This is a genomic window from Corallococcus sp. CA049B (genome assembly GCF_003611685.1).
GTDB classification, from domain to species: domain Bacteria; phylum Myxococcota; class Myxococcia; order Myxococcales; family Myxococcaceae; genus Corallococcus; species Corallococcus coralloides.
Genome location: NZ_RAWC01000028.1, coordinates 39,149 through 61,753 on the forward strand (window position 1 = coordinate 39,149; position 22,605 = coordinate 61,753).

The following is a 22,605-nucleotide window of genomic DNA, read 5'->3' on the forward strand; positions in this document are numbered from 1 at the left end:
TCAGTAGGCGCGGAGGATCTTCAGGCGCCAGCCCTGCGGCCACAGGTCGTCGTAGGAGCCCCGGTAGCCGCTGTAGTCGGAGCCATACAGCTGGAGCTCGCCCGCGGTGCCAGGCCGCCACACCGCCGTGTAGAGCGTCTGCCCGTTCACCACGTACGGCTCCAGCAGCTTCAGGCGCCAGCCCTGCGGCCACAGCGAGTCATACGTCGCGCGGTACGACGCGTACGTGACGCCGTACACCTGCACCTCGCCCTCGGTGCTGGGGCGCCACACGGCCGTGTAGTACGTCTGCCCGTTCACCACGTAGGGCTGCAGCAGCTTCAGACGCCAGCCCTGCGGCCACAGCGAGTCGTACGTCGCGCGGTACGACGCATAGCTCGCGCCGTAGATTTGAATCTCCCCTTCCGTGCTCGGGCGCCAGACGGCCGTGTAATACGTCTGCCCGTTCACCACGTACGGCTGGAGGATCTTCAGGCGCCACCCCTGCGGCCACAGCTCGTCGTACTTCGCGCGGAAGGCGGTGTACGTGGCGCCGTAGAGCTGGATCTCCCCTTCCGTACTGGGGCGCCAGACGGCGTTGTAGAGCACCTGCGTGCCCACCACGTACGGCTGCAGCGTGTGCAGCCGCCAGCCCTGCGACCAGAGCTGATCATACTTCTCGCGGTAGTCCGCGTAGGTGCGGGCGTAGGCCTGGACCTCCGACTGCGTGCTCGGCTCCCACACCGCCGTGAAGGTGCCCGGGAGGTTGGGGACGCCCACGTCCGTGTACTGGGTGATGCGGCACGCGGCCGTGTTGGGCAGCGGCACCTCGTTGCGGCGCAGCGCGCAGGCACGCAAGGCGGCCGCGGCCGCGGCGTTGTCCGGGCTGTAGTAGGTGGACCCCGGCGTCATCCAGATGGGCGACGCGGGCGAGTGCGGGTTCTTCGCCACCTCCGACGTCGCGGTGGCGCGGATGCCCAGGTCCAGCGCCACGCCGTCGTCGTAGCCCAGCTGGTTGTTCGTGCCCATGCGGTGGCAGCCCAGGCACACGTTGCCGGCGACCTCCACCTTGTAGGCCTTCCACGTCGCGAAGTCCGCGCCGATGAAGCGGTAGGGCTGGTCGCGGTTGAAGCCGTAGTCGCCCGCGCCCGGCAGCTTGTTCACGCCCGTCAGCTGCGTCAGGTACGGCGAGCGGATGAGCGCCCCGTTGTCATGGCAGCGCACGCAGCGGATGGACGCCGTGTCCGCGGGCGTCTTCCAGCTCCACGCGCCCGTGCCCTTGGAGGGCGCCTTCACGTCCGCGCCGTAGAGCGTGCCCAGCGCCTGGTAGAAGCAGGTGGCGCCGTTCTTCTTGTTCGTCTGGATGACGGCGATGTCGCCGTAGTAGTTCGCCGCGTTCCCCTGCTTGCGGCAGTGCGCGACGATGGACACGTCCGCCGTGTCCTTCAGCACCTGGAAGCGGCTGCCGGGATCGCACTGCTCGTTGAGCCGGTTGGGCCGGTCACACTTGCCGTTGACGTGGTTCGTCGTGGGCACGAGCGTGCCCAGCTCGCAGTTGAAGTCCGGCACCGTGGCGCCAATGGCCGCGTCGCACTTGGCCGCGTACTGCTCCAGCGTGTCCGACAGCGCGGACGTCTGCTGGGCCAGCACGGGCTCGCCGGAGGACGACACGAGCCGGTGCTCGGCGTTCACTCCGGTGCCTTCACCACACGCACCCAGTCCGACCGTGACGGCCAGACCCAGCAGGGCCCACGCCGCGCGCAACGAAGTCTTCATGATGAATGCCTCTCGCTTCCCTGGAGACACGGCGACGACGCGCGCGTGGAGGCATGCCATCCCGTCAGCCGACGGACGGACCTATGACCCGGGACCCCTCCCAGGCGTGTTCCAGCAGCACCCCTCGTGAGCCATTACGCCGGGGCTTCTGGATATTCCCGGACAATTCCCGGGGGCTTTTCCGGAGCGGTCAGCGCACGGTGAGGTCAACCACGAAGCCGGCGGCGGCGTCTCCCTCGCGGGAGGCGTCGATGACGTCGGGGCGCTCGTCGCCCACCCACAGGCCCAGCACGTCGTAGACGAGCCACTGCGCCAGGGACCGGGAGGCCCCCTGCGCGGCCTCGCGCGGCACGCCGGACAGGGCGCCCTGCGCCTCCATCGAGGCGCGGGCCAGCCGGGCCGGCATCACCCACAGCTCCGGGCGCACGAAGGCGGGCACCAGGAAGAGGCAGAAGGCGGCCTCCGTGCGCGCGAGCAGCGCGTCCAGGCGCTCGCGGCCCAGGCGGAACGTGGGCAGCCACTGCCCCTCTCCGCGCTGCTCCAGCTTCGCCACCGGCACGCGGACGACCCGGCGCGTGCGCACGAAGCCCTCGCGCTCCACCGACACGACGAAGGCGATCTCCGACGCGGCCTCCGGCGGAGGCTCCGGGTGGCGGTGCACCGTCATGGACAGCGACAGCGGCGACGCCACCAGCGAACCCAGCGCCGCTTGCACATGCGCCAGCTCCGAGCGCAGCCCTTCGAGCAGGCCCGCGACCAGCTCCGGCGTCTCCTCGCGGAAGCGCTGGAGATGGCGCTGGGCGGCTTCCGCCTCCACGCGTCCCACCGCGCCCACGAGCAGGTCCTCCAGGTCGCGGTCGCGCAGCCAGGTGCGTCCGCCCACGGGCACCGCGCGCGTCACGTGCAGGTGGCGCAGGGAGGCCGTCAGCGTCGCGGGCTCGGAGGGTTCGGAGGGAGGTGCGTGCTTGTCCTGCCCTGCTCCGGCCTGGAGGTAGGACTGGAGCGAGCGGGCGCGGAAGCGGGCCCGGGGAGACGGATGCTCCAACATCTTGCGCACCAGCCGCCGATCCGTGGCGTTGCGGACGAGCGACAGCGTGGCCAGCTCCGCCTCCGACGAGGCTTCATCGGGGGCGCACCACAGGAGGAACTCGATGGCCGCCTTGCGCAGCACGGGCTTCCGGCCCATGCGCCAGGTCACCTCCTTGCGCCAGGCGACCAACCCATCCAGACCGGGCCGCGCGGGCGTGCGGAAGCGCGGCCACATCTCCGCGCACTCCTCCGCCAGCCACACCAGGTGCGTGAAGCCGGGCAGCGACTCCAGCTTCGCGCGGGCGCGGGTGCGCCGCTCGAACGCCTCCGGCACGCCACGCCGCACGGAGGCGCGGAACAGGCGCTCCTCCAGCCACAGGAGCGTGAGCGCCAGCGCGGGCTCGGCCTTGCGCATCGTGCCCTGGCAGTGGTCGAGCACGAAGCGCGCGTGGCCCAGGTCGGCGGCGGTCTCGAAGTCGCTCTGCACGAGCGCGCCCAATGCGCCGCGCAGCCCGTCCACCGGAGGCGCGTCGAAGAGCGTGAGCAGGTCGCAGAGGTTCTCCACCACCGCGGGCGGTCCGCCCACCTCCACGGTGCGCGCCAGCAGGAGCCCCGCGCGCGAGCACCAGTCCGGCTCCTTGCGCCCGTTGGGGTAGCACGCGAGGAAGCCGCGCATGCCGCTGCGGCCGTCCTGCGACGTGGCCAGCGCGAAGAGGCGCTCGCCCAGCACCTCACTCGCCTCACGCCACGGCATGCGCGCGGCGCGCGTGCGGATGAAGTCGGTGAGCTTGTCGCGGCCACCGTCGCGGGTGTCGGGGAGCAGCGAGCGCAGCTGCTCCAGCAGATCCACGGACTTCGCGCCCGTGCCCATGACGTACTTGAGGTCCACCTCCACCGCGTCCTGGAAGCGCAGCGCGCGGCCGTCGTAGGTGCAGGGCACGTCACGCACCAGCGTCGACAGCGTCTCCGGGCGGCGCTTGAGGTAGCGCGTGAGCACCGTGGAGATCGTGACGGTGCTCTCCTTCTGGATTCGCTCGGCGCTCTCCGTGTCGCCCGCCTCGCGGAGCGCCGTCACCGCTGCGTCCCGCCTCGCGAGCAGCTGCTTCAAGAGCCCCGGACGCGGCTCTTCGTAGGGCCAGAGCAGCTCGCTGAGGGTGGCCAGGAGGAAGAGGAGCTCGGCCGGGGTGCGCTCCCCCGGGGACAGCCGCCCCCACGCGGCGGCCTGGGCGCGCGTGCGCTCCTCCAACGAAGCACCGCGCACCCAGCGGGCGAAGTCCTCGCGCCACTCCGCGCTAGACGCCACGGCCTCTTGCGGCGCCGCCGCGGCGACGCGCGCATGGAGGGCCTGGAGCGGCTCCGGCCAGGAGGAGGCTTCCACCAACGGCATGAGGCTCACCCGGACCTCGGAGTGCTGGCGGGGACCAGGGCCGTGGGCTCGGGACTGGGGGCCACGGTGATGATCACCGACTTGGACGTGGGCGTGCGGCTCTTGTCCGCGAAGCTGCCCACCGGCACCAGCACGTTCGCTTCCGGGAAGTAGGTGGCCGCGCACTGGCGCGGGATGTTGTACGGCACCACCAGGAACTCGCGCGCCACCCGCGTCTCTCCCTGGAAGTGGCTGGTGAGGTCCACCTTCTGCCCCGCCGTCAGCCCGCGCGCCTTCACGTCCTCCGGGTGCAGGAACACCACGCGCCGGCCCTGGTGGATGCCCCGGTAGCGGTCGTCCAGTCCGTACACGGTGGTGTTGTACTGATCATGCGAGCGCAGCGTCATCATCATCAACTGCCCGGACTCCAGCCGGTGGCGAGGCATCTCGTGCACCGTGAAGTGCGCCTTGCCGTCCTTCGTCGTGAAGCGGCCCTCGCGCGGACCGTTGGGCAGCGCGAACCCGCCGGGCTGGTGCACGCGGCGGTTGAAGTCCTCGAAGCCCGGGATGCAGCGTTGGATGAGTTCACGCACCCGGTCGTAGTCCTCCACCAGGGCCATCCACGACACCTTCGAGCGCGTCCCCAGCACCGCTTGCGCCAGCCGGGCCACGATGACGGGCTCGCTGAGCAGGTGCTCGGACGCGGGGGCCACGGCGCCGCGCGACGCGTGCACCATCCCCATCGAGTCCTCCACCGTGACGAACTGCCGCCCTGACGCCTGCACGTCGTGCTCGGTCCGCCCCAGGCACGGGAGGATGAGCGCGCGCTGGCCGTGCACCAGGTGCGCGCGGTTGAGCTTCGTGGACACGTGCACCGTGAGCCGCGCACGCCTCAGCGCCCGCGCGGTGAACTCCGTGTCCGGCGTGGCGGACAGGAAGTTGCCGCCCATGGCGAAGAACACCTTCACGCGCCCGTCGTGCAGCGCCTGGAGCGTCCCCACCGTGTCCAGGCCGGTGTGGCGCGGCGGCGCGAAGCCGAACTCCTTCGACAGCGCGTCCATGAACTCGGGCTTCGCGTGCTCCCAGATGCCCATGGTGCGGTCGCCCTGCACGTTGCTGTGACCGCGCACCGGGCACACGCCCGCGCCCTGCTTGCCGATGCTGCCGCGCAGGAGCGTGAGGTTCACGATCTCCTGCACGTTGCCCACCGCGTTCTTGTGCTGCGTGAGCCCCATGGCCCAGCAGAAGATGGTGCGCTCCGAGCGCGCCAGGATGTCCGCGGCCTCTTCAATCTGCTCGCGCGCCACCCCGCTCTCTTCCACCACGTCGGCCCAAGACACCGTGGCCAGGTGCGCCACGTACGCGTCGAAGCCCGCCGTCTTGCCTTCGACGAAGGCCCGGTCCACCACCGTGCCCGGCGCCTTCGCCTCGCGGTCCAGCAGCGCCTTGCCCAGGCCCTGGAGGAGCGCCACGTCGCCGTTGATGCGCACCTGGAGGAACAGCTTGTTCAGCGCCGTGCCCGGGCCGAACAGGTGCAGCACCTCCTGCGGGTGCTTGAAGCGGTTGAGCCCCGTCTCCGGCAGCGGGTTGACGCTGACGATCTCACAGCCCCGGCGCGCGGCGGCCTGGAGCGCCGTCAGCATGCGCGGGTGGTTGGTGCCCGGGTTCTGCCCGATGACGAAGATGGCCTGCGCGTGGTCGAAGTCCTCCAGCGTCACAGAGCCCTTGCCGATGCCAATCGTCTCCGACAGCCCCGTGCCGCTGGACTCGTGGCACATGTTCGAGCAGTCCGGCAGGTTGTTGGTGCCGAACTGCCGCACGAACAACTGGTAGAGGAACGCGGCCTCGTTGCTCGTGCGGCCGGACGTGTAGAAGGCCGCCTCGTCCGGTGAGCCCAGCGCGTTCAGCTCCTCCGCCACCAACGCGAAGGCGTCCTCCCAGGAGATGGGCTCGTAGTGCGCCGCGCCCTCGCGCAGCACCATGGGGTGCGTGAGCCGGCCCGCCTTGCCCAGCCACAGGTCGGACTGCTCCGCGAGCCGCGCCACGCTCCACTCGCGGAAGAACTCCGGCGTCACGCGCTCGCGTGTGCCCTCCTCCGCCAGCGCCTTCGCGCCGTTCTCGCAGTACTCCTGCACGGACCGGTGGGATGGATCCGGCCACGCGCAGCCCGGACAGTCGAAGCCGTCCTGCTGGTTCACCTTCCAGATGAGCTTGCCGCCGCGCCACGGGCCCGCCTCGCCCAGCACGTGCTTGAACGCGCTCAGCACCGCCGGCACGCCGCCCGCCACCGTCTTCACCGGCCCCACGTCCGGAGCCCGGTTCTCCAACGGAGGCTGGGCCGCCGGCACCACCAGCGCGTTCCCCTCCCCGTCCTGTCCCTGATCCATGTCCCACCTCTGCGCGGCGCGACTCTACCCCGCCCGCGTCCTCCCGACAGGCGGGGGGCCCGGGCCGGCTGTCCCGGCATCGCCGATGTGGACGCGCGCCAGGACTCCTGAGTCCCCGCAACTCCACGGAAAACCACGATTTCAAGCCTCACGGAGCTCATGCAGCATGGGCTTCACGCGGAGTGCTCCCCCGGCGCTCCGCGTCAACCCCCGCAGCAGGAGGCATCCCCCATGAAGGCCTTCCGTTCCACCATCGTCGCCGCGTTGTTCCTGTCCCTCCCCGCCCTGGCCGCGCCGGGGGTCCACAGCATCTGGTCCAGCCGAGGCATCTACGTCGCCGACACCACCGGGCGCTACACGGTGACGAGCTCCAACACGGTCGTCTCCTGGAACCAGTCCACCAACACCGCGTTCGTGAACTTCCACGGGTTCGCGGGCGGCAACGAGTACGACTTCGAGCTGGTGGGCTCGCCCGCCATCGCGACCACCGTGGACGACATCACCGGCATCTGGAACATCCGCCGCAACGGCGCGTTCATCTGCACCGGCTGCTCGGGCACCGCCTACTGGCTGAGCCAGTCCGTGGGCAACTACTTCAAGTTCTACGACTCCACCAACGTGTTCCACTTCAGCGCCTACATCGACGCGCGCAAGGACTACTGACGCACGGCGTCCAGCGTGTCCGGGAGCAACGCTGGCCCTGCACGCAAGCCCCCCGCGGCCCCGGGGGTTCGGTTAGGGTGCGGCGCCCCCTTTCCAGGAGTCTTCCGCATGTCCCGCATCATCCGCGCCTCTCGCGGCACCACCCTCTCCTGCAAGGGCTGGGTGCAGGAGGCCGCGCTCCGGATGCTGATGAACAACCTCGACCCGGAGGTGGCCGAGCAGCCCGGAGACCTGGTCGTCTACGGCGGCACCGGCAAGGCCGCGCGGGACTGGCCCTCGTTCGATCGCATCGTCGCGAGCCTCCAGAGCCTCACCGACGACGAGACGCTGCTCGTGCAGTCCGGCAAGCCCGTGGGCATCCTGCGCACGCACCCGGACGCGCCGCGCGTGCTCATCGCCAACTCCAACCTCGTGGGCCACTGGGCCAACTGGGAGCACTTCCACGAGCTGGAGAAGAAGGGCCTGATGATGTACGGCCAGATGACGGCCGGCTCGTGGATCTACATCGGCACGCAGGGCATCCTGCAGGGCACCTACGAGACCTTCGCCGCCGCGGGCCGCTTCCACTTCGGCAGCGAGGACCTGGCCGGCCGGCTCATCCTCTCCGGTGGCCTTGGCGGCATGGGCGGCGCGCAGCCCCTGGCCGCGACCATGAACAACGCCGTGTTCCTGGGTGTCGAAATCGATCCGCACCGCGCCCAGCGCCGCGTGGAGACGCGCTACCTGGACGTCGTGGCCAAGGACCTGGATGAGGCGCTGGCGCTGGCGAAGGACGCGCAAGCCAAGCGCGTGGGCCGCTCCATCGCCATCATCGGCAACGCGGCGTCGGTGTTCCGGGAGCTGTACAAGCGCGGCATCAAGCCGGACCTCGTCACGGACCAGACGAGCGCGCATGATCCGCTCAACGGCTACATCCCCACGGACCTGTCGCTGGAGGCCGCCGCGGAGCTGCGCAAGCGCGACCCGGAGGGCTACGTGAAGCGCGCCCGCGAGTCGATGATCATGCACGTGCAGGCCATGAACGACTTCCAGGCCGCGGGCAGCCACGTCTTCGACTACGGCAACAACCTGCGCGGCCAGGCGAAGGTGGGCGGCATGCAGAACGCCTTCGAGTTCCCCGGCTTCGTGCCCGCGTACATCCGCCCGCTGTTCTGCGAGGGCCTGGGGCCCTTCCGCTGGGTGGCGCTGTCCGGAGACCCGGAGGACATCCGCCGCACGGACCGCGCGGTGCGCGAGCTGTTCCCGCAGAAGGCGTCGCTCAACCGCTGGCTGGACATGGCCCAGGAGCGCGTGGCGTTCCAGGGCCTGCCCGCGCGCATCTGCTGGCTGGGCTACGGCGAGCGCGCCAAGGCGGGCCTCGCGTTCAACGAGCTGGTCCGCAAGGGCGAGGTGAAGGCGCCCATCGTGATTGGCCGCGACCACCTGGACTGCGGCAGCGTCGCGTCCCCCAACCGTGAGACGGAGGCCATGAAGGACGGCTCGGACGCGGTGGCGGACTGGCCCATCCTGAACGCGCTGGTGAACGCGGTGAACGGCGCCTCGTGGGTGTCGTTCCACCACGGCGGCGGCGTGGGCATGGGCTACTCGCTGCACGCGGGCCAGGTCATCGTCGCGGACGGCACGCCGGAGGCCGCGCGCCGCATCGAGCGCGTCCTCACGTCCGACCCCGGCATGGGCGTGCTGCGCCACGCGGACGCGGGCTACCCGGAGGCCATCGACGTGGCGAAGGAGCGGGGCGTGCGCATCCCCGGCCTCACCGCCTAGAGTGCGGCGGATGCCACGACGCGTCCGAGCCTTCGTGATGACCGCGGTGATGGGTGTGCTCGCGGGCTGCACACCCACCACCGCCGGGCCCATGGTGATGCGCCTGGGCCCGGGCATGCCCAAGGAGAACTTCTTCCAGGTGGGCCTGCGCGCCGGCCCCCGCCTCAACGCTCCGCAGCTGTCGGAGCGCGGGGAGAACGGCACCTTCCAGGGCGACGCGAAGCCCTTCCAGAACGAACAGTGGGGCATCGACCTCGACGGCTCGGTGACGGTGCCCGTGAGCGACCGCCTGTCGTGGCACGTGGGCCTGCAGGGCGAGTTCGTCGGGCTGCCGGTGCCCGCCTACGGCGTGTACTCGGGCATGTCGTATTACATCGGCTCGGAGAAGGTGGGGCTGGCGCCGGCCCTCTCCCTGCGGGGCGCGTCCGACTTCGGGCTGGGTGAGACGGACAGCACCAGCAGCCTGTTCGGCGTGGAGGCCACCTGCGCGTTCACCGTGCAGCCGGAGCCCGGCATGTCGCTGGGTCTGGTGCCGTTCTTCAGCGTGCAGCAGTCGCTGGTGAACCCCGGCTCGCAGGTGACGACGCACTTCTACGGCGCCGTGGTGGCGGCGCAGCTCACGTTCGGCGAGACGCGCACGAAGCTGGAGCTGTCCGGCGGCTTCGGCCGGGCGCACTCGGGTAACACGAGCTGGAACGCGCCTGTCATGGGCGCACGCGGAGGACGCTAAAGAATGGAAGCCCTGGACCTGTGGGTGCGCAACACCTCCGAGGTGCTTACCGTGGAGGGCACCCACCGCGAGCCCGCGGAAGCAGCCCTCACCCCGCACCCGGGAGCGGGCGTTGGCGTGAAGGACGGACGCGTAGCCTACGTGGGCCCGGAGTCCGGCCTGCCGAAGGGCGCACTCACGGACGCGACGGAGATCATCGACGCCGAGGGCGGCTTCGTGGGCCCGGGCTTCGTGGATCCGCACACGCACCTGGTGTTCGCGGGCGAGCGCTCGGCCGAGTTCGACCTGCGCAACCAGGGCGCCACGTACCTCGAAATCGCAAAGGCCGGCGGCGGCATCGCCAACACGGTGAGCGCCACGCGCGCCGCGAGCGAGGAGGAGCTGGCCACGCTCGCCCTGCCCCGCCTGGAGCGGCTGCTCGCGCAGGGCGTGACCACCGCCGAGGTGAAGAGCGGCTACGGCCTGAATCTGGCGGACGAGCTCAAGATGCTGCGCGCGGTGCGCCGGCTGGGCTCGCTGTCTCCGCTGGAACTGGTGCCCACGCTCTTGTGCGCGCACGCGGTGCCCCCGGAGTACAAGGACCGCCGCGCCGGGTACCTGGACCTCTGCATCAACGAGATCCTGCCCGCCGTCGCGCGCGAAGGCCTGGCGCGCTTCTGTGACGTCTTCACCGAGGACAGCGCCTTCACCGTGGAGGAGTCCCGCCGGCTGCTCAACGCGGGCAAGGCGCTGGGCCTCACGCCGCGCCTGCACGCGGATCAGCTCACCGCGTGCGGCGCTTCGGCGCTCGCCGCGGAGGTGGGCGCCGCCAGCGCGGACCACCTGGAGCAGGTGACGGACGAGGGCATCCGCGCGCTCGCCGCCGCGAACGTCACCGCCGTACTCGTGCCTACCTCCACCCTCTTCCTGCGCATGCGCCCCTACGCGCCCGGCCGGAAGCTGCGCGACGCGGGCGTCAACATTGCTTTGGGTTCCAACGTGAATCCCGGCTCCTCCATGACGGAGAACCTGGCGCTGGTGCTGGGGCTCGCCTGCCTGGAGAACGGCCTGTCAGCCGCGGAGGCCTACTGGGCCGCTACCCGAGGGGCCGCGCAATGCTTGGGGTTGCAACGGCAGGGGCGTCTGGCCGTGGGTGATGCGGGCGACCTGGTGGTGTTCGCCTGTCGCAGCTACCGGCATCTGCCTTATCATCTGGGTATCAGTCACGCGCGTGTGGTGGTGAAGGGCGGACGTGTGGTGTTTCACGCGCGTATGAATCACTGCCCCTGAGTGGATGCCGCTGAACACCTGGCATCAGACGAGGGGGCAGGTGGAACTTCCCTCGTGGGCCGGCCGTTGTAGAGATCAGCTGCCACCATGTGCCGATTATTTGGATTCAGGAGTGCTGTTCCCGCCGCTGTCCATACCGCCCTGGTGACGGAGAGGAATTCCCTCCTCATCCAGTCGCGTGAACACAAGGACGGCTGGGGCATCGCCACGTACGGGCCGGAGTCCTCGCCGCTCGTCGCGCATGGCGTGGGCCCCGCGCACTGCGACCCCGACTTCGAGCGCGTGTCGAGCCAGGTCTCCGCGCGCACGGTGGTGGCGCACATCCGGCTGGCGAGCGTGGGCGCGGTGGAGCTGCGCAACTCGCACCCGTTCTATTTCGGCCGCTGGTCCTTCGTGCACAACGGCACGCTGCGCGAGTTCGCGAAACACAAGGCGTCCGTGGAAGCGCTCATCCACCCGGAGCTGCGCGTCAACATCAAGGGCACCACGGACAGCGAGCGCTGCTTCTACCTGTTCCTGTCGCGGCTGTCGGCGCGCGGGCCGCTCGACGGCACGGTGAGCGTGGAGGCGATGGCGCAGGCGCTCGCGGAGACGATGACGCTGGTGTCCACGCTGACGGACGTGCCAGGGAGCCGCGAGCCGAAGGAGCGCTCCGCGATGAACTTCCTCGTCACGGACGGCGAGGCGATGGTGGCCACGCGCCGCAACCGCACCCTCTTCGTCTCCTCCGGCATCGGCGGTTGCCCGGAGGTCCTGCGCGCGCCGAACACGGGCGTGCCGCTGCAACAGTTCCTGGTCGCCAGCGAGTCGCTGTGCGGCGGGCCGCACTGGGTGCCGGTGGATGAAGAGGACGTGGTGGGCGTGGACTCGCGGCTCACGTTCCACCGCTGGAAGGTGCAGACGCTGGCGGACGGGGTGCTGAACCCGCGGCAGAAAGAGCAGCACGCCGCGGTCTGATTCAGCCCAGCCACGCGTCAAGCAACGCGGCAGGACGCGCGCCGAAGGCCTCCACGTCGAGGCTCCGCGCGTCCTCTCCCTCATGGCGGAGCGTGACGCGCAGGAAGTCGCGCGGCGCGGCCTGGGGGATGCGGTCCAACCACTCCACCAGCATCGCGTGGTCGCCGCCCACCAGGTCCAGGAACCCGGTGGCGTACAGCTCGTCGTAGTCCGTCAGGCGGTACAGGTCCGCGTGGTACAGCGGGATGCGGCCCGCGTACGGGTACACGATGGCGAACGTGGGGCTGGCCACCTCCGACTGCGCCACCCCCGCCCCTTCCGCCACGCCGCGCACCAGGTGCGTCTTGCCCGCGCCCAGGTCGCCAATCAGCCCCACGAAATCCCCGGGCTGCAGCAGCTGTCCCAGCTTCACGCCCAGCCGGTGCGTCTCCTCCGGCGACGGAGACACCCGCCGCCGCGAGCGCGTGGGCTGCGCAGCTCCGCTCATCGCTCCCACCGCGTCCAGACGTGGCCCAGGCCCACCAGCAGGTCCGTGGCGATGAGGCCCATCAGCCCGCGCTGCTGGGCCATCAAATCGCCCGCGAGCCCGTGCGCGTACACCGCCGTCCACGCGGCCTTGGGCAGCGGAATCCCCTGCGCGAGCAGCGCGCCGCACACGCCCGACAGCACGTCACCCGTGCCGCCGGTGGCCATGCCCGCGTTACCCGTGGGGTTGATGAACACGCGCCCGCCGGCCTCCGCGATGAGCGTGCGCGAGCCCTTGAGCACCACCGTGCAGTTGAGCGACGTGGCCAGGTTGAGCGCCACGCCCACGCGGTGCGCCTGCACGTCCTTCGTCGTCCGGCCCCACAGCCGCGCCATCTCCCCGGGGTGCGGCGTGAGCACCACGGGCCCCTTCGCCTCCCGCAGCACCTTGAGGTCCTCGGCCACCGCGTTGAGCGCGTCCGCGTCCAGCACCGTGGGCACCTCCACGGACGCCAGCAGGTCGCCAATCAGCGCGCCCGTCTCAGGGCCCCGGGGGATGCCCGGCCCCATCACCAGCGCGTCCTTGCCCTCCAGCGCGGCCTTGAGGGCCTCCAGGTCGCCCTTCCCCAGCGGGCCCTCACCGGGCAGCGGAATGCCCATGATCTCCGGCGAGTGCGCCATCACCCACGGCAGCGCCTCCGGGCGCGTGGCCACCGTGACGAGCCCCGCCCCGCTGCGCAGCGCGGACAGGGCCACCATCGCGGCGGCGCCCGTCTTGCCCGGACTGCCCGCCACCACCAGCACATGGCCGTAGGTGCCCTTGTGCGAATCCGCGCGGCGCCTGGGCAGCGCCTCGCGCGCGTCCTTCTCCTCCACGCGGAACAGCTCCGCCCCGGACACCGCGCGAGTGGACTCACCGCCCAGGCCGATGTCCACGCGCCGCACGTCGCCGCACAGCGACGCGCCGGGCTCCAGCTCATGCGCGGGCTTCACGAAGCCGAAGGCCACCGTGACGTCCGCCTCCACGCACGGCGAGAAGGGCTCCGCCGTGTCGCTCTGCAGGCCGGACGGCACGTCCGCGGCCACCACCTTCGCCCCCGCGCGCCGCCACCGCGCCACGGTGCCGATGGCGTCCGCGAAGACGCCCTCCGGCGCGCGCTTGAGCCCCGTGCCGAAGAGGGCGTCCACCACCACGTCACCCGGGCCCGCCTCCGGCAGCGCCTCGAAGGCGCGGGGCGACTCGCCGAAGCCCTCCAGCGCCTGCAGGTTGCGCTTCGCCTCCGGGGTGAGCTTGCCGGTGTCCCCCACCAGCGACACCACCACCCGGGCGCCGCCCTCCAGCAGGAAGCGCGCGGCGACCAGGCCGTCCCCGCCGTTGTTGCCGGGGCCGCACAGCACCGTGAAGCGCCCGCCCTGTCCCGCGACGCTCCGGGCGGCCTCCGCGAGCGCCCGGCCCGCGTTCTCCATCAACAACCCGGACGGCATCCCATGCTGCTCTTCGGCGGCCTTCTCGGCCTCACGCATCTGGTTCGCGGTGAGCACGCGCTGCATGGCTTCCAACCTCCCTACTTCGTCTGGAGCACCACCGTGGCCGCGGCCACGCCGGCATCATGGGTGAGCGCGAGCATCGCGTCCCACCCCCGCGCTTCCATCACCTCACGGGCCACGCCGGAGAGCACGAAGCGCGGCGGACCGCCCTCGCGCACCACCTCCATGTCCCGCCACTTCACGCCCGGAGGCACGCCCATCGCCTTCACCAGCGCCTCCTTCGCCGCGAACCTCGCCGCGTACGCGCTGGCCGCGTCGTGCCGGGGCGCGCAGTACGCGCGCTCGCCGTCGGTGTACACGCGCGCAAGGAACGCCTCCGCGCGCGGACCGTCGAGGATGCGCTGGATGCGCTCGATGGAGCAGAGATCCAACCCCAGGCCGACGATGGGCATACCGGCTACCCCGGGTCGCGCATCAGTTCGAGCATCTCACGCACCGCGCGCTCGAAGCCCACCAGCACCGCGCGCGCCACGATGGCGTGCCCGATGTTCAGCTCGTCGATCTCCTGGATGCGCGCGATGGCCTGCACGTTGTCGTAGTTGAGCCCGTGCCCGGCGGCCACGCCCATGCCCAGCTTGGCGCTCGCCTTGGCCGCGTCCACGATGCGCGCCAGCTCCCGCGCGCGCTCCTTCTCGTTGCGCGCCTCGCAGTAGCGGCCCGTGTGCAGCTCCACCCGGTCCGCGTTCACCTTGTGCGACGCGCGCACCTGGTCCAGGTCCGGATCGATGAACAGCGAGACGGCGATCTCCCCGTCCTTGAGGTTCTTGATGATCTTCGCGATGGGCTCGCGCTGGCCGGCGACCTCCAGGCCGCCCTCGGTGGTGAGCTCCTCGCGCCGCTCGGGGACGAGCGTCACCACGTCCGGCTTGTACTCGTAGGCGATCTTCACCATCTCCGCGGTGGCGGCCATCTCCAGGTTCAGGAGCGTCTGCACCGTCTCACGGAGGATGCGCAGATCCCTGTCCTGGATGTGGCGCCGGTCCTCGCGCAGGTGGATGGTGATCTGCCGGGCGCCGGCCAGCTCCGCCATCGCCGCGGCCGTCACCGGATCCGGATACACGGTGCGCCGCGCCTGCCGCAGCGTCGCCACGTGATCCACGTTGACACCCAGTCGCTGTCCCATCGTCCCGCTCCTTGCGCTGGCGCGGTGCGGGATTGTCCGAAGGCCCTGGCCCGCGCCGGCCCCTCTATTCGTGGCCGGCGTCCGGAAGTCAACCGCTGTCGCTAGCCGTTGAGCGCCTTGGCGAGCGCCTCGGCGATTTCGCGGGCGTACGCCTCGTTGCGCGCCGCGTCCTCGCCTTCAATCAGGACGCGGACCTTGGGCTCCGTGCCGGAGAAGCGCACCAGCACGCGGCCGTTGCTGCCCAGCTTCTGCTCCACGTTCTTGATGGCCTTCATCACCGTGGGCAGCTCACCCAGCTCGCGCTTCTGCTTCACCACGACGTTGAGCAGCGTCTGCGGCACCGGCTGGAAGATGGAGGCCAGCTCCGACAGCGGCTTCTGCTGGCGGCACATCACGGCCAACAGCTGGAGCGCCGCGAGCGTGCCGTCGCCCGTGGTGGTGTGGTTCAGGAAGATGAGGTGACCGCTCTGCTCGCCGCCCAGGCTGTAGCCGTTGCGGCGCATCTCGTCCACGACGTGCCGGTCGCCCACGCGCGTGCGGACCACCTTCACGCCCCACTGGGACACCGCGCGCTCCAGGCCGATGTTGCTCATCACCGTGGAGACGAGCGTCTTCTTCTTCAGCTCCTTGCGCGCGACGAGCTCACCCGTGCAGATGGCCATGATGGCATCGCCGTCCACGACGTTTCCCTTCTCGTCCACGACGATGAGGCGGTCCGCGTCGCCGTCCAGCGCGACGCCCAGGTGGGCGCCGTGCTTCACCACCGCCTTGGCCAGGCCCTCCGGGTGGAGCGCGCCGCACTTGTGGTTGATGTTCTTGCCGTCCGGGGACACGCCCAGCGCGATGACCTTCGCGCCCAGCTCCTCCAGCACCGCGGGCGCCGTGCGGTACGCCGCGCCGTTGGCGCAGTCCACCACGATGGTCATCCCCTCCAGCGTCAGCTCGCGGGGGAACGTGGCCTTCAGGTAGACGATGTAGCGGCCGCGCGCGTCGTCCAGGCGGATGGCCCGGCCAATCTTCGTCGCCGTGGGGCGGATGTTGTCGATCTCGCCGCTGGAGACCAGCTCTTCGATCTTGGCCTCCGTCTCATCCGGCAGCTTGAAGCCGTCACGCCAGAAGAACTTGATGCCGTTGTCCTGGTACGGGTTGTGGGACGCCGAGATGACGGCGCCCGCGTCCGCGCGCATGGACGTGGTGAGGTTGGAGATGCCGGGCGTGGGCAGCGGGCCCACCTGCTCCACGTCGACGCCCATGGAGATGAGGCCGGCGGACAGGGCCTGCTCCAGCATGTAGCCGGAGAGGCGCGTGTCCTTGCCCACGATGACGCGGTGGCGGTGCGGGCCGTTGCGGATGAGGTACGCCAGGGCGCGGCCGAGCTTCATCGCGACCTCGGCCGTCATCGGATAGACGTTGGCCACGCCACGAACGCCGTCCGTGCCGAACAGCCGCTCCGTCTTCTGCGCTTCCTTCGGGGGCATGTCCATCCTGTACGCCATGTGTGCCGCTCCACCTTTCCCATTGCCGGAAGGGCTCCGGCCACTCGCGTCCGGGGCTTATACCCCGTCCAGCACATGGGCCCGAAGCTAGGGATGCGGTGTCACCCAGGCAAGCGCCCAGGCGTGCGGCCCTGGCCTGTCTCCGACGCGGGGGCTTGCCCCCGTCAGCCGCCGTACAGGTCGCCGCCGCCCCGGGCCCTCCGGATGGCGTCCGCCACGGCCAGCGCGTCCCGCGTCTCGCCCACGTCATGCACCCGTACCACGTCCGCGCCCCCCAGGACGGCCATGGCCGCCACGGAGCCCAGGGTGGCCGCCAGGCGCTCCTGGGGGCCCTTGCCGCCCGTCAGCTTCCCCAGGAAGGACTTGCGGCTGGTGCCCACCAGCAGGGGCTGCCCCAGCCCCCGCAGCTCCTCCAGGCGGCGCAGGAGGAAGAGGTTGTGCTCCAGCGTCTTGCCGAACCCGATGCCCGGGTCCAGGAGGATGCGCTCGCGGGGGATGCCCGCCTCGGTGGCCTGGAACATCCCCTCCTCCAGGTAGTCCATCACCTCGCCCACCACGTCCTGGTAGCGAGGCGCCTCCTGCATCGTCTTCGGCAGGCCCTGGGTGTGCATGAGGCAACACGCCGCGCCCGCGGCGGCCACCACGCCGGCCAGGCCTGGGTCCAGGTGGAAGCCGGTGACGTCGTTGATGAGGTGGGCGCCGGCCTTGAGCGCCTCCTTCGCCACCGCCGCCTTCGTGGTGTCCACGGAGATGGGCACGGTGGAGCGGCGCTTGATGCCCTCCACCACCTGGAGGATGCGCGCCAGCTCCTCGTCCGCGGACACCGGGAGCGAGCCCGGGCGCGTGGATTCACCGCCCACGTCGACGATGTCCGCGCCCGCGTCCACCAGCCTCAGCGCGTGCTCCACGGCGCTGGCCGCGTCCGGGAGGCTGCCGCCGTCGGAGAAGCTGTCGGGCGTCACGTTCACCACGCCCATGAGGTACGTGCGCGTGCCCCACTCGAACCGGCGCCCGCTCAGGGTCAAGGCCGGCATGGGCGCGGGGGACAGCACCTCCTCCAGGGCCCGCGCCAGGCCGTCCGTGCGAGGGGACCTGCGGGCGAGCGAAATCAGCCGGTCGAACTGCTGGCGGCTGCCGGACAGGAGCACCTCCCCCGGGTGGTCCACGTGTCCGCCCGGCGTCCAGGTGGGCAGCTTCTCCCGCTCCTTGGAGCCGTACGGCGGCACCAGCTCCTCCTCGTAGGAGGGGCGGCCCCCGGTGACGAGCACGTGCGCGTAGCCCAGCTCGCGCGACAGGTGTTCGCGGTTGCGGGGAGACAGGTTCAGGCGGCGGAGGACCAGCGACAGGTCGTCGGGACGGTCGCGGGAGATGAGGCGCGCGCGCAGCACGGTCAGGACCCCTTCGGAGCGTGAGGACGGCGAGCAATCAGTGTCGCCGCTTCGCGCGGTCCAGGGAAGGGAGGACGGCGGGAACGCTCAAGGCGTTACGGCGAAAAGCAGAAGGCCCTCCCCGGTACCAAGGGAAGGGCCTTCGTCACTTCAGGAGGAAGCCTGGAGAGGCGTTACGCCTTCTTCGGCTCCATGTTGGGCAGGCCCTCGAGCGCGTCGAGGATCTTCCGCTTGTCCTTCTTCTCCGTCGGCTTCGGCGAGGAGCTCACGCGCGGCGCCGGGCGCTCACGGGTGAGCTGGCCACCCTGGAGGATGATGTTCACGTCCTCGGCGTCGAGCGTCTCGTACTCCACCAGGGCGTCGGACACGCGCTGGAGCACGTCCAGCTTGTCCGTCAACAGCTGCTTGCCCAGGGTGTAGCAGCCCACCACGATGCTGCGGACCTCCGAGTCGATCTGCCGGGCGGTGTCCTCGGAGTAGTCCTTGGACGAGTTGAAGTCGCGGCCCAGGAAGACCTCACCGTCGCTCTTGCCGAACGCCAGCGGGCCCATCTTCTCGCTCATGCCCCAGCGGCACACCATGGCGCGCGCCGTCTCCGTCGCCCGCTCGATGTCGTTCGCCGCGCCGCTGCTCATCTCGTTGAACATGAGCTCTTCGGCGATGCGGCCACCCATGGCCATGGTGATCTGGTCGAGGATCTGCTTGCGGTAGCCGTTCACCTTGTCCTCGGTGGGCAGGCTCCAGGTGACGCCCAGGGCCTGGCCGCGCGGGATGATGGTGACCTTGTGCAGCGGGTCGCAGCCGGGCAGCAGCTTGGCGAGGAGCGCGTGGCCGGCCTCGTGGACGGCCGTGTTCCGCTTCTCCTTGTCGGTCATGATCATGGACCGGCGCTCCGGGCCCATGAAGACCTTGTCCTTCGCCTGCTCGAAGTCCGCCAGGTCCACGCGCTCCTTGTTCTGGCGCGCGGCCATCAGGGCCGACTCGTTGACCAGGTTCTCCAGGTCCGCGCCCGTCATGCCGGGCGTCCCGCGGGCGATGACCTCCAGCTCCACCTCCGGGGCCAGCGGCACGCGGCGGGTGTGCACCTTCAGCACGCCCAGGCGGCCCTTCAAGTCCGGACGGGGAACGATGATGCGGCGGTCGAAGCGGCCCGGGCGCTGGAGCGCCGGATCCAGCACGTCCGGACGGTTGGTGGCGGCGATGAGGATGACGCCGTCGTTGGACTCGAAGCCGTCCATCTCCACCAGCAGCTGGTTGAGCGTCTGCTCACGCTCGTCGTGACCGCCGCCCAGGCCCGCGCCACGGTGGCGGCCCACGGCGTCGATTTCGTCGATGAAGATGATGCAGGGGGCGTTCTTCTTGCCCTGCTCGAAGAGGTCGCGCACGCGGCTGGCGCCGACGCCCACGAACATCTCCACGAAGTCCGAGCCGGAGATGGAGAAGAACGGGACGCCCGCTTCACCGGCCACCGCGCGGGCGAGCAGCGTCTTGCCCGTGCCCGGGGGGCCCATCATCAGGACGCCCTTGGGGATGCGGCCGCCCAGCTTGGTGAACTTCTTGGGGTCCTTGAGGAAGGCGACGATCTCCTCCAGCTCCTCCTTGCACTCGTCCACGCCGGCCACGTCCGCGAACGTGACCTTGTTGTGGCTCTCGCTGAGGAGCTTCGCCTTCGACTTCCCGAACGTCATCGCCTTGCCGCTGCCGCCCTGGAGCTGGCGCATGAAGAAGATGAAGAACAGGAACAGGAAGACGACGGGCATCCACTGCCCGAGGATGGTCAGCCAGAGGCTGTTCTGCTCCTCGCGCTCGTACTTCACGTCCACGCCGGAGGCGCGGAGCTGGTTGAGCACGGCCACGTCCGGCGCGGGACCCGTCGTCCGGAACTTGTCGTTCGAGTCGCTGAACGTGCCGGAGTAGGTGTTGCCCTTGACGGAGACGGCCTTGACCTTCTTCTCCTCCACCTTGGTCAGAAGCTGGGTGAAGGTCGGTTCCTGCACCTGCTCGTTGCCTTGGGAGAAGAAATTGTAGAAGGCGACGAAGAGGACGATCAGGATGACCCAGAGCCCGATGGTCTTGTAGGTCGAACGCACGTTTCAGCTGCCCTTTCGGTACTCGGCGGGATGAGGGCCGTGCCAGGAGGAACCCTGGCGAAGTTCGTCATGTGCCCGGCGCCCGCCCGTGTGCAGGCCAGCGACGGACCGTATCAGCAACAGCAAAAAGCCCTCAACTATTTAGGGGACCGCGACCATCCCCTGATTCAGAGCTTCGACTCTATAACGGAGGGGTCTTTCGTTCGCTCGTGAGCGGAGGAAAGGCCCACAGGGAGTGTCGGGAAGCCACCTCGCGCGCCGCCGCTCCGGGTTCGACGAAGCGCGGCAGGACGCCGGGAAGCCACAGCGGTACGCCGCGCGCGTCCACCACCACCGGTCGCGCGTCGCGCTCCTCCGAAGGGACGCGGGCATCCACCATCACGTCCTGCACCTTGCGGTGGCCCGCGCGCGTCCGGACGCGGTCGCCCTGCTTTCTGGAACGCACCGTGAGCGGCCACGCCATCCCCTCCTCCAACACCAGGGCCAACACGCCCGGGGGCGGCAATCCTTCCGCGACCACCTGAAAGCGCCACGCGCCGAAGTCCCCGTGGGCCCCTGGCCCCGCGAGCACCAGCGGGGCGGGCGGGGATTCCCCTCCCGGCGCCACGCAGCGCACCCGCCCGCCGGAGGCCTTCAGGAGGAAGCCGTCGCTCAGCGGCATGACGCCCCCGCGCGCCACCACCTCCCGCGCGCGCTCCAGCGTGGCGTGGTCCACCCGGGCGCCCGCCGCGCCCAGCAGCCGTGCGAGCACGCGGCGCCACAGCGGCGGCTCCAGCGCGCGGACGCCCACGGCATCCAGCCCGCCCCCGGGCAGCACCAGCCGCGTCCACGCCCCGTCCGCCAGCCCGTCGAGCAGGGCCTCGTCCTCGGAGGCGAGCCGCGCGAAGGTGGCCAGGTGCTCCACGGTGCTGAAGCCCGCGGCGTGGTTGAGCGCGGGGAGCACGTCCCTTCGCACGCGCGTGCGGAAGTAGGAGGGGTCCGCGTTCATCGGATCCACCACGAACCCCACCTCCTCGGTGGCCAGGAAGGCGAGCACGTCCTCGCGCGAGCACGCGAGCAGCGGGCGGAGGAGCGTGTCCGCGCGCGCGTGGATGGCGCGGGCGCCCCGGAGCGCCGCCCCCCGGGACAGGCGCATCAGCAGCGTCTCCGCCTGGTCGTCGAGCGTGTGGCCGGTGGCCACGAAGTCCAGACCGCGCTCCTGCCGCAGGACCTCCAGGGTCGCGTACCTCGCCTCGCGCGCCCGCGCCTCCATCCCCGCCCCGGGCGAAAGCGCGAGCCGCCGGACGTGGCAGGTCAGCCCCAGCCGTTCGGCCAGGCCTACGACGGAGGTCACCTCGTCCGCGGCTTCTGCCCGGAGGCCATGGTCCACCGTCGCCACCTCCACGTGCAGCTTGAGCGCCTCGCGCACGCGCGCCGTCCCCACGAGGAGCGCGGTGGAGTCCGCGCCTCCGGAGACGGCCAGCAGCACCGAGCGCGAGCGGGCGCCGTGCTCGGCATACGAGCGGGCGAGCTTGCCGGGCAGCGAGGAACTTTCAGGAGACGCGCGAGGCATGGCGTCAGCGATCGGAATGGAGTGTCAGGTGGCCGGGTTACAGATTCGCGGTGGACGGAAGGCGTGGGGATGCATTCCATGATTCCCACAATGGAAGGACGCGGGGCGGAAATAGAACGGCGCTCCGCGGTTGTTGGTTGGACGTTCTGGACTTCATGACGTTGGACCTAGGGGTCCCCCCCCTCCCCCTCTGGGTCCACGGGGCCGCTCGGAGATTCGCTCCCTGCGGTCCCTCTTTCCGAAACGCCCCGGTCTCCCTCGTGGAGGCCGGGGCGTTTCTCTTTCTTTTGCTGCCACCCATTGTCGGAAGTGGGGCGTTCAGCCCGCGGGCGCACGCTTGAGTGCTCCGAAACCGTTGACCCTTCAGGGCGTCTGTCGGATAACCGCTCCGGTGTGTTCAGGTCGTCACCTCGAATCCGCCCCGGAGACCCAGGCATGGCAGGCACCGACAAGCGCAAGCAGTCGCTGTACTTCCCCGAGGAGATGCTGAAGGAGATCCAGGAGGAGGCGAACCGGCAGGACCGCTCCCTCTCATGGGTGGTGCAGCAGGCCTGGAAGATCGCCCGCGACCGCATCAAGTCATTCCCTGCCGTCAATGACGTGACGGGCGACGAGCGCACGGACCCGCGCGAAGAAAGGCCGTAAGGCAGGGCAATGGCCACCACGGATCACCGCAAGCAATCCCTCTACTTTCCCGAGGACATGCTGGAAGAGATCCAGCGTGAGGCGACACGGCAGGATCGTTCCCTGTCGTGGATCGTCCAGCAGGCATGGAAGGTCGCCCGCGCGGACATCCGCCGCATGCCCTCGGTCAACGACGTGTTGGGCCCCCTGCCTCCACGGCCGGTGGCTGCCGCGGCGCAGACGGCCACCTCCGCTCCGGCGGTGGTGACCTCCAGCGCCCCGGCCTCCTCGGACGAGCCCTCCAAGCCTTAGGGGCTTCGTCCACCCCGGCCCCCGCGAAGTCCGACACCGCGCGCGACGTCAGCGCGGTGTCGGACTTCGCGGGGGCCGGGGTGGACG

18 protein-coding genes are annotated in these 22,605 nt (G+C 70.5%); 7 read left to right on the forward strand and 11 right to left on the reverse strand.

Features of this window, described 5'->3' with window-relative positions; translation table 11 throughout:
- The 3 genes from D7W82_RS09415 to D7W82_RS09425 all read right to left on the reverse strand — a co-directional run bounded on the left by D7W82_RS09415 (window position 1) and on the right by D7W82_RS09425 (window position 6,537).
- Complete coding sequence (locus tag D7W82_RS09415) at window positions 1-1,755, reverse strand: hypothetical protein (protein WP_147439273.1); 1,755 nt, start codon at window positions 1,753-1,755, stop codon at window positions 1-3.
- A gap of 190 nt (window positions 1,756-1,945) precedes the next feature.
- Complete coding sequence (locus D7W82_RS09420) at window positions 1,946-4,171, reverse strand: hypothetical protein (protein WP_120618012.1); 2,226 nt, start codon at window positions 4,169-4,171, stop codon at window positions 1,946-1,948.
- Between the two features lie 5 nt (window positions 4,172-4,176).
- Window positions 4,177-6,537, reverse strand: coding sequence for an FdhF/YdeP family oxidoreductase (locus tag D7W82_RS09425; RefSeq protein WP_120618013.1), 2,361 nt, complete (start codon window positions 6,535-6,537; stop codon window positions 4,177-4,179).
- Window positions 6,538-6,768: 231 nt separating this feature from the next.
- Here D7W82_RS09425 and D7W82_RS09430 point away from each other — a divergent pair, with 231 nt between their 5' ends.
- The 5 genes from D7W82_RS09430 (at window position 6,769) to D7W82_RS09450 (ending at window position 11,920) form a co-directional block, all read left to right on the forward strand.
- Complete coding sequence (locus tag D7W82_RS09430; protein ID WP_120618014.1) at window positions 6,769-7,200, forward strand: hypothetical protein; 432 nt, start codon at window positions 6,769-6,771, stop codon at window positions 7,198-7,200.
- A gap of 108 nt (window positions 7,201-7,308) precedes the next feature.
- Window positions 7,309-8,964, forward strand: coding sequence for a urocanate hydratase (gene hutU / locus D7W82_RS09435; protein ID WP_120618015.1), 1,656 nt, complete (start codon window positions 7,309-7,311; stop codon window positions 8,962-8,964).
- A 10-nt stretch (window positions 8,965-8,974) separates the two neighbouring features.
- Window positions 8,975-9,694 (forward strand): hypothetical protein, encoded by a 720-nt coding sequence (locus D7W82_RS09440; RefSeq protein ID WP_120618016.1) that lies wholly within the window; start codon window positions 8,975-8,977, stop codon window positions 9,692-9,694.
- A 3-nt stretch (window positions 9,695-9,697) separates the two neighbouring features.
- Complete coding sequence (hutI, locus tag D7W82_RS09445) at window positions 9,698-10,963, forward strand: imidazolonepropionase (protein WP_120618017.1); 1,266 nt, start codon at window positions 9,698-9,700, stop codon at window positions 10,961-10,963.
- Window positions 10,964-11,050: 87 nt separating this feature from the next.
- The gene (locus D7W82_RS09450; RefSeq protein ID WP_120618018.1) at window positions 11,051-11,920 is read left to right on the forward strand and encodes a class II glutamine amidotransferase; all 870 of its coding nucleotides are present in this window, start codon (window positions 11,051-11,053) and stop codon (window positions 11,918-11,920) included.
- Between the two features lies 1 nt (window position 11,921).
- Here D7W82_RS09450 and tsaE read toward each other — a convergent pair whose 3' ends face one another.
- The 8 genes from tsaE to tilS form a co-directional block, all read right to left on the reverse strand.
- The gene (gene tsaE, locus D7W82_RS09455; protein ID WP_120618019.1) at window positions 11,922-12,407 is read right to left on the reverse strand and encodes a tRNA (adenosine(37)-N6)-threonylcarbamoyltransferase complex ATPase subunit type 1 TsaE; all 486 of its coding nucleotides are present in this window, start codon (window positions 12,405-12,407) and stop codon (window positions 11,922-11,924) included.
- Entirely contained in the window at window positions 12,404-13,936 is a 1,533-nt protein-coding gene (locus D7W82_RS09460) for an NAD(P)H-hydrate dehydratase (RefSeq protein WP_120618020.1), read from the reverse strand. Before D7W82_RS09460 ends, tsaE begins: the two co-directional genes overlap by 4 nt.
- A 14-nt stretch (window positions 13,937-13,950) precedes the next feature.
- Window positions 13,951-14,325, reverse strand: a complete 375-nt coding sequence (locus D7W82_RS09465; RefSeq protein ID WP_120618021.1) for a holo-ACP synthase — start codon at window positions 14,323-14,325, stop codon at window positions 13,951-13,953.
- 5 nt (window positions 14,326-14,330) lie between these two features.
- A complete protein-coding gene (locus D7W82_RS09470; RefSeq protein WP_120618022.1) occupies window positions 14,331-15,056 on the reverse strand; it encodes a pyridoxine 5'-phosphate synthase in 726 nt (241 codons plus the stop codon).
- A gap of 101 nt (window positions 15,057-15,157) precedes the next feature.
- Window positions 15,158-16,552, reverse strand: coding sequence for a phosphoglucosamine mutase (glmM, locus tag D7W82_RS09475; RefSeq protein WP_120618023.1), 1,395 nt, complete (start codon window positions 16,550-16,552; stop codon window positions 15,158-15,160).
- Between the two features lie 164 nt (window positions 16,553-16,716).
- Window positions 16,717-17,940 carry a dihydropteroate synthase gene (folP, locus tag D7W82_RS09480; protein ID WP_120618024.1) on the reverse strand — a complete coding sequence of 408 codons (1,224 nt, stop codon included), beginning with the start codon at window positions 17,938-17,940 and terminating at the stop codon, window positions 16,717-16,719.
- A gap of 173 nt (window positions 17,941-18,113) precedes the next feature.
- Window positions 18,114-20,030 carry an ATP-dependent zinc metalloprotease FtsH gene (ftsH, locus tag D7W82_RS09485; protein WP_120618025.1) on the reverse strand — a complete coding sequence of 639 codons (1,917 nt, stop codon included), beginning with the start codon at window positions 20,028-20,030 and terminating at the stop codon, window positions 18,114-18,116.
- A gap of 181 nt (window positions 20,031-20,211) precedes the next feature.
- Complete coding sequence (tilS, locus tag D7W82_RS09490) at window positions 20,212-21,582, reverse strand: tRNA lysidine(34) synthetase TilS (protein ID WP_120618026.1); 1,371 nt, start codon at window positions 21,580-21,582, stop codon at window positions 20,212-20,214.
- 435 nt (window positions 21,583-22,017) lie between these two features.
- On the opposite strand from tilS, the gene D7W82_RS09495 reads away from it, so the two are divergent.
- On the forward strand, window positions 22,018-22,227 hold the full coding sequence (locus D7W82_RS09495) for a TIGR04563 family protein (protein WP_014396356.1): 210 nt from the start codon (window positions 22,018-22,020) through the stop codon (window positions 22,225-22,227).
- 9 nt (window positions 22,228-22,236) lie between these two features.
- Window positions 22,237-22,518, forward strand: coding sequence for a TIGR04563 family protein (locus D7W82_RS09500; protein ID WP_014396355.1), 282 nt, complete (start codon window positions 22,237-22,239; stop codon window positions 22,516-22,518).
- Window positions 22,519-22,605 lie beyond the last annotated feature (87 nt).

What these genes read in the sequence shown, in the direction of transcription:
- hutU (WP_120618015.1), top strand. Translation starts at nt 7,309, where the DNA reads ATGTCCCGCATCATCCGCGCCTCTCGCGGCACCACCCTCTCCTGCAAG.
- D7W82_RS09415 (WP_147439273.1), bottom strand. Translation starts at nt 1,755, where the DNA reads ATGAAGACTTCGTTGCGCGCGGCGTGGGCCCTGCTGGGTCTGGCCGTC.
- D7W82_RS09420 (WP_120618012.1), bottom strand. Translation starts at nt 4,171, where the DNA reads ATGCCGTTGGTGGAAGCCTCCTCCTGGCCGGAGCCGCTCCAGGCCCTC.
- D7W82_RS09430 (WP_120618014.1), top strand. Translation starts at nt 6,769, where the DNA reads ATGAAGGCCTTCCGTTCCACCATCGTCGCCGCGTTGTTCCTGTCCCTC.
- D7W82_RS09440 (WP_120618016.1), top strand. Translation starts at nt 8,975, where the DNA reads ATGCCACGACGCGTCCGAGCCTTCGTGATGACCGCGGTGATGGGTGTG.
- glmM (WP_120618023.1), bottom strand. Translation starts at nt 16,552, where the DNA reads ATGGCGTACAGGATGGACATGCCCCCGAAGGAAGCGCAGAAGACGGAG.
- tilS (WP_120618026.1), bottom strand. Translation starts at nt 21,582, where the DNA reads ATGCCTCGCGCGTCTCCTGAAAGTTCCTCGCTGCCCGGCAAGCTCGCC.
- D7W82_RS09470 (WP_120618022.1), bottom strand. Translation starts at nt 15,056, where the DNA reads ATGGGACAGCGACTGGGTGTCAACGTGGATCACGTGGCGACGCTGCGG.
- hutI (WP_120618017.1), top strand. Translation starts at nt 9,698, where the DNA reads ATGGAAGCCCTGGACCTGTGGGTGCGCAACACCTCCGAGGTGCTTACC.
- D7W82_RS09460 (WP_120618020.1), bottom strand. Translation starts at nt 13,936, where the DNA reads ATGCAGCGCGTGCTCACCGCGAACCAGATGCGTGAGGCCGAGAAGGCC.
- D7W82_RS09425 (WP_120618013.1), bottom strand. Translation starts at nt 6,537, where the DNA reads ATGGATCAGGGACAGGACGGGGAGGGGAACGCGCTGGTGGTGCCGGCG.
- D7W82_RS09495 (WP_014396356.1), top strand. Translation starts at nt 22,018, where the DNA reads ATGGCAGGCACCGACAAGCGCAAGCAGTCGCTGTACTTCCCCGAGGAG.
- D7W82_RS09450 (WP_120618018.1), top strand. Translation starts at nt 11,051, where the DNA reads ATGTGCCGATTATTTGGATTCAGGAGTGCTGTTCCCGCCGCTGTCCAT.
- tsaE (WP_120618019.1), bottom strand. Translation starts at nt 12,407, where the DNA reads ATGAGCGGAGCTGCGCAGCCCACGCGCTCGCGGCGGCGGGTGTCTCCG.
- D7W82_RS09500 (WP_014396355.1), top strand. Translation starts at nt 22,237, where the DNA reads ATGGCCACCACGGATCACCGCAAGCAATCCCTCTACTTTCCCGAGGAC.
- D7W82_RS09465 (WP_120618021.1), bottom strand. Translation starts at nt 14,325, where the DNA reads ATGCCCATCGTCGGCCTGGGGTTGGATCTCTGCTCCATCGAGCGCATC.